The organism is Aliikangiella litoralis (genome assembly GCF_052495765.1).
The window spans coordinates 5790397-5807061 of record NZ_CP199292.1; the positions used below are offsets into that span (position 1 = coordinate 5790397).

At 33.7% G+C, this 16665-nt stretch carries 3 protein-coding genes; all 3 read right to left on the reverse strand.

The annotated features are described in order from the left end of the window. Window positions 1–66: 66 nt before the first annotated feature. Genes ACT5E3_RS24230 through ACT5E3_RS24240 form a run of 3 tightly spaced genes read right to left on the reverse strand, consistent with a single transcriptional unit; the run spans window position 67 to window position 16358 of the window. Window positions 67–1020 carry a DUF6208 family protein gene (locus ACT5E3_RS24230; RefSeq protein ID WP_444996146.1) on the reverse strand — a complete coding sequence of 318 codons (954 nt, stop codon included), beginning with the start codon at window positions 1018–1020 and terminating at the stop codon, window positions 67–69. Continuing rightward, a complete protein-coding gene (locus tag ACT5E3_RS24235) occupies window positions 977–12196 on the reverse strand; it encodes an amino acid adenylation domain-containing protein (protein WP_444996147.1) in 11220 nt (3739 codons plus the stop codon). Before ACT5E3_RS24235 ends, ACT5E3_RS24230 begins: the two co-directional genes overlap by 44 nt. Window positions 12197–12236: 40 nt before the next feature. After that, window positions 12237–16358, reverse strand: a complete 4122-nt coding sequence (locus ACT5E3_RS24240; RefSeq protein ID WP_444996148.1) for a beta-ketoacyl synthase N-terminal-like domain-containing protein — start codon at window positions 16356–16358, stop codon at window positions 12237–12239. Window positions 16359–16665 lie beyond the last annotated feature (307 nt).

Below are 16665 nucleotides of genomic sequence, written 5' to 3' on the forward strand. Positions count from 1 at the left end.
TGATCATTTGAGTTTTTCTATTTTTTCATTCATCTATGTATAAAAATAAAATTGTAAAACAATGCTTTAGTCAACCGTAATCATTATGTCTCTTTCCATAATTTTTTTCCCAGGCGAGATCACTCTAAGTAAATAAGAGCCATCTTCGCTTAATTGTTTTTGTTGATAAACTGACGAGGTAATATCTTCCCAGAACACAGGGAAACCATATTTATTAAAAAAGACAATATGCCCAGAAGATGAACGCAATAAATCATCGTTAATTATAATTTCAATACTCATACCTTTTTTGACTATGCCATATTGAAAACCTGTTCCTGGGTTACCATAAGGTAAATACACTTTCCTTATTCGTTCAGGATCAAAATATTTTTTCCACCTCAGCATGTGATAAACATGAATATGTAAAAAATAATAAAACCATGACTTTTTGTTTTTAATACTAAGCAAAAAACTTTGAAAATGCTTAACCTCATTGGCAGTACTACTTTGTGATATTTTTTTTATACCATCAACAGTTATCTCAGGGCAAAACCCATCAGGTTGAAATTGATAGTAACGTAAAAATAAAGAATAACTGCCTGGCTCGACTTTTATTTCATAACTCTCTTGCTGTGATTCAATATCATTAGAGGAAATAGTCTGCACTTCGATACCTTCTTGATAAACAGAAATCACCCATATTTTTGCGCTGTTACGAATAGCAGATATATCAAACGTTATCGTCGAATTAACCGTCATTGGCCCAAGTGAATGTTGAAGCGCATGTGGGTTCCAACGAGGACAAACAATCATTGATGTTAACAAATCACTTTTTCCCTGTTGAATTTCCGACCACCCTTGCCAATGGCATGCCGATGTATTATCTTCCTCTTTACGAACCACTGCATTTTTTTTAAGCCTTTTTCTCATATATTTAACAAAATAATACGATGTGACTGTTAGAGGGAGTTGATAAATTAGCTGAAGCATAACTTTACCTATCAACTCTAGAATAATGATTAAGACATAACTGCTCATCGCTATAACCTAATTCTTTTGCTAGCATTAATGTCTTAGTATTTAAGTTTTCAATTCTATCGATATGTTTTTTCCATTCAAAAGCCAGTTGAGGATCAATTTTTTTTCTAGATAAAAACCCTGGATCACCAATAGTCATAGAATTTGAATGAAGCCCATTCAACATTCTGTCAACATCAAATAAATTTAACATTGACTCTTCAAATTCAAAGCCTAAACTACTACATAAATTCTGTAATACAGCAACGGGCTGCTGAACTAAATTTTCATAATGCAGGAAAAATTTTCTTTCAGCCGGAATATCAAGAAGAAATTCCTGTATATTCTGATTCATACGACACCAGGTGTCCTCTGCTATCTTCCAAGGATCGCCTGCAATATTTAGCATTTTATTAAAGCGATTTCTGACAAAAGATTCCATCATCGCAATAGGATGCCTGATTAGAAAAATATAAAGTGCATTTTCATCTATATTTACAGAGTTCTTTAAGGTTTTTAGTTCATCTGCATAAGTTGGTGATTTATCAATAATATATTTTCCTTCATACAGTTTATTCAAATATTGATAAGCTTCTTTTATAGTGAGATCTTGCTTTTCCAGTTCATCCATAATCTCAATTGCACTTTGTGAGTCTATTCCTTTTAAAGTTTTAATACTTTCGATAAACCCTTCGCGCAAGAACTCTTGTTTTTTGTCTTTTAAAAAGCGCAACCGCTGTCCTAAAGTATCAAACTGTAATAAGTGAAGCTCCGGTGGAGAAAATATTTCTGAGTGCCCCATCAACATTACCCTTAACATTGTTGAGCCAGATCTAGGTGTACTTAGTAAAAAAATATTTGATTGAGTCACAGGCGAATGAGAATTTCTTATTACTTTAGTAGGCATAGGCTCAAGAGTAATTTCATTACTGACATAATCGGCTAGCTGACTTATTGTATTGTACAACTGCAATTCACTTGGATATAAACGGATCTGATAAAGCTTATCTAGTCTTTCAGTGAGATCAACTAGCATAATTGAGTTCATACCTAAATCACTAAACTCAATATCATTATCTAAATTATCTATTGTAAGCCCTGTTATTTCTGCAATACTGCTTTTTATTTCGGTAATGATAGAGCCTTGTTCTTTTTCTGAAAAAGTTTCCGACTGCTGTAGTAAACTGTCAGTTTTTATACTTTTTAATAACTCAGCTACTTCCGATTCAATATATGAAGATAACTTAGCAATGGTATCGTAAAGTTGTAACTCACTGGGATATAAACGCACTTGATAAAGTTTGTCTAATTGCTCAGCAAGGTCAACTAACATAATGGAGTTCATACCCAAATCACTAAACTCAATATCGTTATCTAAACTATCTATTGTAAGCCCAGTAATTTTTGCAATACTGTTTTTTATTTCCAATATCATATTCTGGGCATTTTGCTTAGATTGAGTAAACAACTTCTGATTAGTATCAGTAAAGTCTTGAGAACCCTCCTGTGTATCATCGTTAACATGAGTAAGAGTGTGGTGGTGTACATTTTGAGTACTATCTTCTTCATCCTGAATCAATAGTTCTTCGGCTATATACTCGGTTAACTTATCCAAGTTATTGTGAATCATAAATTCGGGGGGATAGAGCTTCAAAGAATATTCTGCAGCTATACTCTCAATGAGAGTAATCAGTTTAGGTGGATTAATAGCTAGCTGTTCAAAGCTCAATTCACTTTGCAACTCCGCTTCAGTAATAGAAAGAGTAGTCGCTATACTACTACGCAAAAATTGTCGAATATTAGTTTTATTAATAATTGGTTGCTGCTTATGAACAACTATTGAATGAGCATTATCATTCTCTTTTCTCAACAAAGTTAACCTACTATTAGGTGATATCTTAAGATATTCACGTAGTTTTTTCTCATATCCAAAAGCAACTGCAACATTAGAAAAAGAAGAATCTAATAATTCATCAAATATGGCTAAACCTTGCTGAGTTGTTAGCGGTACTAGTCCGGTTTTATCTTCTAGTGCTTTCAATTGTTTTTCTGATAAAAGCATTCCTCCTTCGGACCAGAAAGGCCAACCGATAGCTAATGTTTTTCCATAACGCCTTTGTTTTTGACAACATTCATTTCGCCGCACTGCAAATTGCTCTAAACAAGCATTGGCATAAGCGTAGTCACCTTGACCAATATTGCCCATAGTGGCAACTAAAGAAGAAAATAAAATAAAGAAATCAAGATTATGATCTTTAAACGCTTCATCAAGATAATAGGCCGATAACAGTTTTGACGTCAAAACATCTTGTATATCTTGTGCACTTTTATTATTTAAAAGTGAATCTTTAATTAAACCTGCCGCGTGTATAATACCATTAATATTACACCATTGATGTGTAATATCATTGGCAAATTTTATAACTTCTTCCTGACAAGATAAATTGACTTGACGATAAACAATTATTGAACCTGTTTCTTGTAAAGAAAGTAGTGTACTTTTCATCTGTTCAGTTAATGTCGAACGTCCAAATAAAACTATTGTTGACTTAGTTTGCTTAGCTAGATGTCGAGCAAAAATCAAACCTAATTTGCCCATACCTCCAGAAATCAAATAAACGCCATTACGTTTTAAATAAGTTTGTTTATCTATTAATGGCTCTACAGCACTTATTGGTGTTTGAATTAATCGTTTGGTATAACGTTGTTTATTTAAATAACTTACCTCATCATTTTGATTATCTGCGAGTTCCGCCTTTATCATATCCCAATTAAATGCTGTGGCATTGATAACTTTAAAATTAAAATTTGAAATTTCTTGTGCCAAACTTTTAAAAAAGCCACTCATACCATCACTGACAGAAGCATTATCACTTTTAGATGGTGTTGCACAATACAGTAAACTAATGGATGAATAAAAATTTTGTGATATCACCGACTGCATGAGATTTAACATTGTCTGAGTTGCAACTTTATGCGCTTCTTCAATGCTACTTTCAGCCTGCTGCAAAGCAGCTCCCATAAAAACAAGTTTAAGAGGTCGTCGTTCAACCACATTATTTTGTGAAGCAATTATTCTTCGAAAAAACTCATCAAAGCTTTGTTTATTTTCAGAATAAACATCTTTATTAATATCAGCTAGTTTCAAATTAAAATCAGGTTCAACTTTTTTAATTTCATCAAAAAGTTGGGCGTTTTTATCAAAAAGAATATAATGGGCATTTTCTTGGAAAGTTGCTGTATTTAAAGGTTTGTTATCCCATTGCGATTGAAGAAAAATAGCCTTAACTTTATTGTCTTTTTTAAGCTTAAGTGGCAGTACTTCTTTACTAGACAGAGTCAAACTTTTTAATTCGGTCATATCTTTTGGTTGAACAACACTATCTGTTGTTAAAGCATGTGCTTTATCGGGTACAGATTTAACCCAACACACTTGTCTTTCAAAAGGATAACAAGGTAAAGATATTTTTCTTGCAGGCATATTCCGATTAATTTTATACCAATCAATTTTTCCACCATCACCCCATAGCTTGAGTAATTTATCTAACCTTTGCTCTTTGAGCAGTGTTGATATAAAAATATTACCAGCTTCACCTTCAAGCAACTGCTGATAACCTTTTTTTGATGATGACTTTTGCCATACATAAAGCTTATCAATATTAGTTTTACCTTCAACAAAATCTGCTAACTTTTGATACAGTTCACTAAGACTAGAACATAAAATTGCTAGTTTTTCATCCATTACACTTCTACCAACCTGCAAGGTAAAAGCAATATTGGCTAAAATGGAAGCTGATATTGATGGCGACTTATCAAGTCGTAAACTTACATAATCTTTCAAATTTTTAGCCATAGTACATAATTGTGATGCTGACTTAGCAGATAATAAAATTAGTTGCTGAGAAGCTATTTGCTCAGTAGAAATTTTTATATTTTCCCATTCTTGTTGCGGATACTCTTCTAATATTACATTAGCATTTGCTCCCCCTGAACCAAAGGAACTCACCGAAGCTCGGCGGCGACTTTGTGGATCGGATACAGACCATGACTCCAATTTATTTTGTACATAAAAAGGCGTGTTATTAAAATCAATATTAGGATTAAGTGTATCTACATGTAGTGACGGAACCAAAGTTTTGTGCTTCATTTGCAATAACACTTTAGTAATTCCAGCAATACCAGAAGCTGCTTCAAGATGACCAATATTTGATTTTACTGATCCTACGGCACAAAATTGCTTTTGTTTGGTGTAAGGAGAAAATGCCTGAGTCAAACCACTTATTTCAATAGGATCTCCTAATGAAGTACCTGTACCGTGCGCTTCAACATAGCTTAAAGTAGCAGGATCTATATTAGCTTTTTTAAGAGACTTACTAATTAAGTCAGCTTGAAGCTTCGGGTTTGGTACAGTATATCCACTGGTCCTTCCACCATGATTGGTCGATGTGCTCTTTATAACCCCTTGAATATTATCGCCATCCAAAATAGCTTGCTCCAGTGGTTTAAGTAAAATTGCTCCTCCACCTTCTCCAGGTACAAAACCATCAGCATTGCCACCAAAAGACTTACAAGAACCTGTATTTGATGACATATGTAGCTGAGACAACATGATGTATTTATTAGGATGTATTGTTAAATTGACACCACCCACAACAGCCAACTGGCAATCTTGGTTTCTAATGCTTTCTACCGCTAGATGTAACGCAGTTAATGATGAAGAGCACATTGTATCAATGGCCATGCTAGGGCCATGAAAATCGTAAAAATGTGATACCCTGTTAGCGACTGAACCATAAGCAGACGTCAAAGCAGTAGGTTGTCCTTTCAGTGTATTTTCAATACCATAAAATTGGTATTCACCATACATAACACCAACAAATACGCCAACATCACCCTGATACTTTTCTTTTAAGTCCTCTGGACTATAACCAGCATCTTCAAAAAGCTCCCAAGATAGCTCCAGAAATATTCGCTCTTGTGGATCAATCGTTTCAGCTTCTTTAGGTGTGATATTAAAAAATAATGGGGAGAATTTATCATGATCTGCTATAAAACCACCCCATCGACAATCTTGCTGTGACGCATCCCAACGGTTTTTGGGTATTTCTGTAATACAATTTTTACCTTGGCGAAGATTTTCCCAAAACTGTTCAATATTATCAGCTTGCGGATAACGCCCACTTAGCCCAATGATCGCAATGTCGCCACTAGAATGATGGTTAGCTGCTGAAGGAAGTTCATTGTTTATAAACTGTGTGGCCACATTTTTGACTTCTGTATTAACTGGTACCGAAACAAAATCGGTTAATGATAGTTGTTCCTTCAGTGCTGAAAAATGATTCTGTAATAATAAATCGACTACTTCGGCTAGTGTTTGATGCTCAAATAAAACAACCTTCGATACGCCTTCAATATCTTTGGACATTAAAGCACCCATGCGCGTCACAATTAACGAGTTAACACCATAATTTTCTAAAGGTGCTTTCAAATCTATTTGCTGAATAGCAACGCCTGAGGCTTGTGAAAAAAGTGATTTAACATATTGTTCAACTTTATTTTTATTTTCCGTATTATCAATAAATGACTCACTTTGTGAAATAATATTATCCATATTATTAACCTTCTCTGTTGGCTCTTGGCCTACCTGATCACTTTCTCGCTCATCAGTAAACCAATAATTATTTTCTTCAAAAGGATAACTAGGCAAAGCAATGCGCTGCTCTTTTTCTGGATAAATTAGCTTCACACGACCTTGACACCATTCTTGTGCAAATTGGTGCACCTGAGCTACATTTATATGCTCTTCAGGTGTTTCATTATTATCGGCAACGTGTCCTTGATAGATAGCTTTATCTTCATAGTTTCCATTGAGATAACTCTTTAAATTTTCTTGTAACTCAACAATATTGTTAACCACTGTTGCAAATCGATATTGCATTGCTTTTCGACCAGCTAACAGGGTATAGCTTATACTCTTTATTGGTAACTCAATTGATTGTTGTATATGCTGTAACAACAGTGTGACTTGTTTGTCTCTTTGAACTGCACTAGCTGCTGATAAAACAATTAACACAGGTGAATTGGAAGCAGTTTCTATTACAGCTTGCTTAGCTGGAGCAATATATTCTTCAACCAGCAAATGACCACAAGAACCAGAAGCTCCCAATGTGTTAATCATACTCCTTCGAGGACTATTTTCCGGGCTGTCCCATGCTTGTAATTGCTGAACAATTTTAATCTTGCTTGCATCAAATTTTGATAAGGGATTAATTTTCCCATTAAATAAACTCGGAGCAATTTGTTGATGCTTAGATTGCATAATCACTTTGAATAATTGAGAAAATGCAGAGGCTGATTCTAAGTGACCAATATTAGCTTTTACCGAACCGATTAAACACGCGGCTTCATTACTTCGTTTGGCAAAAACATTTCCTAACGCTGTCATCTCAGCAGCATCGGGCATACTGGCTCCTGGTGCAGCGCACTCAACATAACTAATAGAGTCAGCAGCAATATCTGCCGCAGACAGAAATGACGCTATACTATCAGTAAAAGCTGTAGCACTTGGTATTGAGTAGCGAGTTGTTTTACCGGTATGTCCAATTGATGATGCTTTTAATAAAGCAGAAATTGAATCTTTATTAAGAATAGCTTTTGACTTTGCCCTAATTAAAATTGCAGCGGCTCCCTCTCCAACAGCCCAACCAGTCGCATCAGCTGAAAATGAAAAGTTTTGATTATCCAAAGATAGTAAATCAAGCTGCTGCAAAAGTTTAACATGCTGAGCATGCGAAACTAAGTTTACCGCAGCCACTAAAGCTGTTTCGCATTCACCACGTTTAATACTTTCACAAGCGAGATGAATTGCTGTCATTCCAGACGAGCATGAGGTATCCACCATTATACTTGGACCTTTAAAATCAAAAAAATAAGATATCCGATTAGCTATAGCGGAATGAAATGATGTTGGTAATGAATATTGCTCAGGATCAGTGTTAACACCATGATTTTGATAATCAGCCCACATAGCACCCACAAAAACACCGACCTTTTCCGTACTTTGATTCAGGCTTTCTGCTTGATACCCCGAATTTTCCAGACATTCCCAAGCAAGCTCTAACAATAATCGCTCTTGCGGATCCATTGTTTTAGCTTCTAATGGCGAAATTTTAAAAAGTGTGTTGTCAAAATGCTGAATGTTAGATAAGAACCCTCCTATAATATTGCCATCACTTTGATCGACAACTGATGTTTTGAAAATTTCTTTTCTTTGCTCGGGAGGTGCTGTAAGACTTGAACGGCCTGCCGCTAAGTTATGCCAAAATTCATCGACATTATTAGCCTGAGGAAAACGACAAGCCATACCAATAATAGCAATATCATTTTCCACTTTATCTCTTTTTTCAGCATCGGTAATTTTATTTTGTTGTTCCCTATAAATATCTTTTGATTCCGATTGTCCATGTGAATAATAAACCGTTCCACCAATAAAGCACTGTAATAATGTGTACTCCTTTGCTAAGGTTTCATGTTCAGTGATTCCCTTAGTATCAAGTACACCACCTATCGGGCACAAACCAATGTCTTGTTCTGCTTGATGATCCATAAAACGCTGGCCTAGCATGCCTGCATATAAACTGACTATATATTCACTTTGTTCGCCATAAATAGGTTGAAGCTTTTTAATATCAGCAAAAAGATATAATGAAAAGGCAGATTGATCATAATGCTTGCGATTAAAGGGGTAATGACAACTTCTAATTCGTTCAACCACCTCATCAGATATAAATATTAGTTTATGATATTTAGGGTCGTAGCGATAAAACCCTTCTGCCAAGCCTTCAACGGTTCCCTGTGCTTTAATCGATATGAATACTTCAATAAAATCATTAATAACATTACTTTTTAGCAACGCTAATAAGCGATATAAAGACTCTTGTAACACAGACGCTGACTCGTAGTTACGCTGAGTAGAGCGACGTAAATATCGATTTTTATCTAAAGAATGAGCTTTTAAATCAATCCATTGCTTTTGCTCGACTGGGCGAAGATTCCACTGTAATTTCTTTAATTCATTTAAATCCACCGAGGCATAATCTTCTTCTGGCACAATTTTCTGTTCGCGGCTATCTGTTGTATTAAAATGCGTTGTAAATGACAAAGCATTGGTTTGCATAAAATCAACAAAACTTTCCTGTCTGTTCAAAGATGGTTGGGTTAAAGAACCAAGCAGGCACAAGGTGAAACTATGACTTTCATCAAGTGAAAATAAAGGTCTAATCGACTCAAAGTCGACGCCTAATACTTCCTCTATTTGTATCCCCAAATACGCTTGATTACTTTTCAATAGCTCTGCCATATAACCTGTATCTAAACGTACTAATTGATTAGATAATTTTTTGTATAACGGCCTGATAACTTTTAACTGAGCAACAAAAAATATTGCCAATGCTGATTGCTCAACGGCAGGATGATAGTAAGGATGATAGACAGACTTATTAATGCTCTGTTGTTCATTGATTTTGTAAAGTCGATGATGAACGGGATGATAGTAATAAATACCACCATCAAGACCTGGGATTTTACCTTTATCGATTGATAAGTAGGTTTGTATAGCATACAGCCCCCCTGATGCAGGATAAAGATATTTTGCTTTACCATCGAGTGTAATTTCACGGAGTAAATTTAATAGCCTGCTTAATGAATTTATTGATAATATTGCATGAAATTCATTGTGTTTTTCTATCAGCGGAGATTGAGCATCATTTATTGTAGTGGATGAATTTTTTTCTGGTAGCAGTATTTCACTTGTTTGATCTAAGTCTTTCAAGTGAGAAATAATAATAGCTGATATAGCTTCAATAGAAGGTGACTGTAAAACATCTTCAATTAATAACTCTACTTGATATTTTTTTTGTACAGCCTGAGCCAATTGAATAATATTTAACGAGGTTGCTCCATAATCAAATAGGTCTTTTGTAATATCTAAATTAGCACAACCAAGCCTTTCTGATAAAAATACTTCTAACCATTCAGTAATAACTGGATTACTCAACTGAGCTTTTTCTATTTCATTAAAGTGCTGTGTCAATTCTTCTTGTTGCTGAGCCTCATATACATTATGATCCTGCAAAGGTACATTAGAGGCACTTGTCATCTCCTCCATAATATAATGACAGATAGCTTCAATATTTGGAGACTTCAGTACTTCCTCTATTGATAATTCAACACCATATATTTTTTGAATCTCTCTAGCTAAATTAATAATATTCAGTGAAGTAGCACCAAAATCAAAAAGATCAGCATCAATATTTATATTGTCACAAGAAAGCTGCTCTTTTAGAAAATTTGTTAGCTGCTTAATGATAGCTTCAAACTCAACTATCTGCTTTGGTAACTCTTGATTAACAAAGGTAAAGGCAGAATCAATCGGTCCGTTATCACTCAAAGGAGTTGCTTCAAAAGCAGCAAAAGCCTGGTTGTTTATATTAATTGTGTTGGATTTTGATACCACTTTTTCTTTTGTAATAGTAACAGGCCAGGGTAAAGCTTTGCGATCAACTTTACCATTAGAAGTTGTAGGATAAGATGTAACTTCAGTAACAATATTAGGCAACATATAGTCTGGTAAATCTTGCGCTAAAAATTCACGTAGCTCTTTAATAACTGGCATCTGTTGTCCATTAGTAATCACATAGGCGACTAGTTTCTGATCTCCTGGAGTATCTTCACGCACCACGACAACTGCTTCTTTAATATCTTTATGACTACGTAATTTATATTCAATTTCACATAGCTCGATACGGAAACCTCGTATTTTTACTTGAAAATCGCTGCGCCCTAAAAACTCGATATTACCATCTGCATAAAATCGTGCTAAATCACCCGTTTTATACATTTTCTTATCACTATCTGGATTATATGGATCAGAAATAAAAGCATTTTTTGTTAATTCAGGCTCATTTAAATAACCTTCACTAAGACAATCTCCACCAATATAAAGATCTCCCTCTTCACCAATAGCACATGGATTAAGGTTTTCATCTAAAATATAGTAACGTGCATTTTGAATTGGTTTGCCATATGGAATACTTCGCCAGTTTGGATCAATGTCTTCGATGGGAAAAAAGTTTGACCAAACTGTCGCCTCTGTAGCACCACCAAGACTAATCACTTTTGCAGCAGAAAAAAATTGACGTACCGAATCAGGAAGAGAAAGAGGGATCCAATCACCACTAAGAAAAACTAATCGTAATTTCGAGTTAGTGATCCTACTTTTTTGCTCTTCGAAAAATGGCACTAATAATTGCAATGCCGCAGGAGCTGAGTTCCAAAAAGTAATACGCTCCTGCATTAAAATATTTGCTAAAGTTTTTGTTTCTTTTTTTTCACTATCACTGACAATTCTAATTTTTGCTCCTACTGCTAGCAAACCAAAAACATCAAATACGGAAAGGTCAAACCCAAGTGATGTAGTAAACAATCCAACATCTTGAGTACCAATATGAAATGCCTTTTTAACCCACTCAATCAAATTAATGACCGGCTTGTGTTTAACAGCTACTCCTTTAGGTGTTCCTGTGCTGCCAGAAGTAAATATAATATAAGCCAAATTATTTGAATTACAGTTAGCTGAGTTTAAATTATCGACCGATTGTGATGAAATCAAGTTAATATCGCTATCAATATTTAGCAACTTTGTACTTTCAATATTTTTAACAATTGATTCATTTGCATTAGTGGTTACAATCAATTCAATATCAGCTTTATCAACAACAGTTTTAATGCGACCTTTAGATTGACTAGCCTCTAGTGGGACATAAGCAGCACCGACTTTTAAAATTCCAAGCAATGCCGCAATCATATTATGAGATCTTTCAACACAAATCCCAATAAGCTGTTCAGCTTTCATTCCTTGCTTAACAAAGTATCGAGCAAGTTGATTGGCCCTTTGATTAAGTACTTGATAGCTCACTTGCATACCATTACATTCTGTTGCAATCAAGTCAGGTGTTCTACAAACTTGTAATTCAAAAAGCTGGTGAAGGCATTGTTCTTGATTATAATGCGTTTGTGTATTGTTCCATTGATAAAGGATTTTGAATTTCTCTTCATCTGAAAGTTTAGTTTGAATATCTAAGCCATTGTTAATATCTTTGTCTTCTATATAATCATCATCTTCAAAATCAATTATCATTGTAAATTCCTTATATGAATTATTTTAAAATGAATTTCTTCTAAAATCCTTGATAACCATCGGCTAAACTATCAAGAAGCTTGTCATAATCACTAAACATTTTCTGTAAAATATTAGTAGGAATAAAGTTTTCTACATAATCCCAATGAAAAAATAATGACTCACCATAATCAACATAGAGACTATCTAATAAGACATGGGAAGTTTGGCTAATGCCATAACCTTCTTTAAATATTTTATGGTTTTCATTAGACAAACCATCAAAAATATCAGTCATTACGATAGGAAATGATAAATCACGTTTTCTACTTTCTTTACTAAGGTGAGAAATACCACTTTTAATGTTGTGTTTAAAATCTAGTTCAATATTTTTTTGTGCATCATATAAACGTTCAATAAAAGGACGTTGATCATTACCAGAAGTGCTGTACCAACAAAGCGAAGTAAAATCACCTATATTTTTATTGATATCACTGTGAATATTGTGGCGTTGCCAATTAACCAAAACAATAGTTAATGGTAAATGCTTATTCCAAGTTGATAAAACCTCGGCATAACAACATAGTAATACAATATTAGGTTTCACTCCCAAACGTAAAGCTTTGCCTTTTACTATTCCCCATGATTTTAAAACACCTGAAACACGTTTATGACTAGATTTAACTTGATAGTCTCTTGAGACAAAATCAAACATTGGCCCAGAAACAATATTTTTAAATCTTTTTTCCCAAAAAAGTGTTGCTTGTTTAAACTCATCTGTACTTTCAGCTTCTTGTAATAACATTTGATATGTTTCTAGAGAAAGAGCTGAATTTTTAATATATAATTGAGGGTTTCTATAATATTGGAATAGCTGTTCGTATAACATACGTATGCTTCTTCCATCAGCAATTAATAAATCAATTAGAAGATGAATACGAAAGTGTTGATTATTAATTTTAGTTACACTTAATTCAAATAGTGGCCAAGTTCCAATTGGGAATGCTTGGTGAATTATATTTTCTCTTCTTTGTTTTAGTTTCAATTGCGACTGTTCACTAAAGTCATAAAACTTAACCGAATAATTTTTCTTACTTTCATCAACTTTCATCGTGCCATCATGTTGAATTATTACTCTTAACATTTCATGCTCGACTATCACTTGATTCCATCCTCTTTCCAATCGAGCTACATCTATATTTTCGGCGTTAAATTCTTGATATATCTGACTAGCGCATCCATTTTTATCATAAGTTGATGAAACTCTACCGAACAAGTAAGACAACTGTAATTCTGTTAATTTAAAAAAATCTCTTTTCGATGTGGTTTTTGTATTTGATGCTACAGCTTCAACAGCATCACCCTTACTTTTCACTTCAGTCATTGATGTTTTATCATTTTTTTTAACATCTTCAGTAGTAAACCAATGACAATAAGTCTGAAAAGGGTAGAGTGGTAAAGAAACTTTTTTGTACTTTATATTATCAAAAAACATCTGCCACTTTATATTAATCCCACGGCTCCACAAAGTTTCTAATAAAGAAATTAAAGAGTCATTATTTGTCTGATTTTCAAGTATTGTGCTATTAAGAAGACAGTTGATATTTTCTTTTTTAGAAACAACTAAACTTACCGATGTTTCATTGAACTGCTCAAATGAAAGCAAGGATTCAATCCATTCAGTACTATTTTTAATTTCACCTAAATCTTGATCAAAATAAAAATTTGATGCAAAGTTAAAATGTGATTGTTGGTTTAAACTACTAGAGATACTATCTAAATCAGATTTATTCGAAAACAATAAATCAAAAACCAATTCAACACTCATTATTTTCTTTAAAATCAAATTTAAAATTTCATAAAAACGTTTATCTTCAGTGACTTTAGGTTCAGTTAACCCCCATTTTTGATTAAACTGCACAACACAGGTAGTTAATATCAATTGAAGCAAAAGTTGTCGATGTATAAAACCTTGTACAAAGTGCTGTGTTTCACTATCATCATGAAACACTTTAAGAAGATCAAAACCATATTTTGTAAAACATTGACTCCACGATAATAAATATCTTTTAAAGTTATACTGTTTTTCAAATAAATATCTAGCCATATTAATATAATGTTGAAGTACACTATCTTCAATAACAAGATCTGATAACAAAGCTGAAAAATAAGTTGCTGAAAATTGAAATGGTTGGATGATTTGTTGAGAAACAGGGTCGTAAAACTTTATTTTTGGACGATTTAATACAATTTCACTTAACTGTATATCACCATTCAATATTTTGATGATATCACTTAACGTTATTATTTCAGCAATAGCAAGACCAACCCAGCTTGCTTGATTATAAGAAGATACGATAGTTGGTTCTATTCCCAACCTTTTCAACGTTAAAAAAAAGCTGTAGTGAATAATAAAATTAAAGATAGGTAATTGTTTATCATTCCATTTTTCATGATAAAAACTAGAAGTTAACGAATAACCTTCACACTCTAACTGCTCAACAACCTCCGTTAAACTTTGTTGAAATAAGGTAGATTTTTCAACATAATTTTCCACTTGAGAAAAAGAATTCCACAACCATTTATTCCAACTATAGTAAATAGATAGAGCAGCAGTTTCTTTTATATTTAAAATATCAACAGAGTTAATTTTTTCTGTTAATTCATCTTTACTACTCACTAAACATGACCATCGATATTCATACCCTTGTCGACTAAACATTTGTGTTAAACAAAGATCACGCAAGCTCAATTTTTGATAGGATACAGATTGAACAAACTTTTTCCAGCTTCTACATAATTGCTCAAAAGCCTTCTTATTTTTTGCTGACAAAAAGAAAAGTAAATTACAATTTACATTATTTTTTTGTTGATCGGATTCTGACTTTAAAACGGGCGATTCTTCTAATAAGATATGGGTATTTGTACCAGTAAAACCAAGAGAACTGATGCTCGCTCTCAAAGGGTTGCCATTAACTCTTTTCCATTGTTTTTTCTTTTGACTTAAGATAAAAGGTGAATTTTTAAAGTTTATTAATGGATTAGGATTATTAATATTTAATGATTTAACTACTTTTTCATGCTTCATCATCATCAAAACTTTGATCATAGCAGACATACCAGCAGCACTTTCTATATGACCAATATTAGGCTTTACTGAGCCAATATCGCAAAACTGTTGTTTATTAGTATATTGATTAAAGGCGCGGCTAAGTGCTTCAATTTCTATTGAGTCAGCTACTGCCGAACCAACACTTTGTGCTTCAGCATAACTAACTGTTTCTGGTGATATACCAGCCTCCTGATAAGCATCAAAAATGACTGCCTGCTGCGCTTCAATACTTGGTGAAGACAAACTAAGCGAACGCTTCCCTGAATGATTAACGGCACTAGCTTTAATAACACCATGTATATTATTTTTTTCTTTTAATGCATCATCAATTCTCTGCAAGAGAAATACACCAACACCTTCACCTAAAACAAAACCATCAGCATTTTGGTCAAACACCTTACAAGCCCCCGTAGGGCTAACCCATCGAGCTTTTGAATAAGAAATATATTGAAAAGGATTTGAGATAATTTTCACACCGGCAGCTATAGCATAATCACACTCACCACTAATCAATGCATTCTTTGCCTCATGAACAGCACTTGAAGATGATGAACATGCAGTATCTAAAGTAAAACTTTTACCACTAAACCCCATAAGATGAGAAATGCGATTAGAACTGCCACATAAATAATTTCCTAATTGATTATCTAGGTTAATTTCCTGACTACTATTCTCCATGCTTTGCATATAGTCAACAGACATCATACCGACAAATGTAGAAGTGACTTTATTTTGCAGTTCTGTCAACGGAATACCAGAATCCTCAACACAATGCCAGACTTCCTCTAATAAGATTCTGTGCTGAGGGTCCATTGTCTGAGACTCTCTTGTTGTTAAATTAAAAAATTCATGATCAAAAGAATTTATTTGCTCGAGTAATCCAGCCCATTTACTTATGCTCTTTTTTTCCGCATAAGGATCAGCCGAATAGTATCGCTCATTATCCCAACGGTTTTTGGGTATCTCTTTAATTGAAATTTTTTCATTTTCCAGATTATGCCAAAATTCATTATAATCAGTAGCATCTGGAAATCGGCATGCAATACCAACAATGGCAATATCTCGTTGCACACATAAACTCCTTTTATTATATGATACGACCTTCCTTTAAGGGTGGATGGAAACTGCTGCCGTACATAGTTTTTATTCGCGATTAAATATGACTCACTATTTCTAATAAATTTACTTAATGATGCTTAACTCTATTAAAAGATAAACGCTTGTATTTTTAATGAAGGGCTTAATATAAAAACTATAATGAAAATAAAAAAACTAACTGCTAGTAAAATCTCAACTTATAAATTATTTTTTTGTTTTTTTATATTTTACAATACTTCCATTAACCCTAAAAAATAAGCAAGTACTTTACAAACAAAAA

Coding starts and splice junctions, on each gene's coding strand:
- ACT5E3_RS24235 (WP_444996147.1), bottom strand. CDS start 12,196: ATGATAATTGATTTTGAAGATGATGATTATATAGAAGACAAAGATATT.
- ACT5E3_RS24230 (WP_444996146.1), bottom strand. CDS start 1,020: ATGAGCAGTTATGTCTTAATCATTATTCTAGAGTTGATAGGTAAAGTT.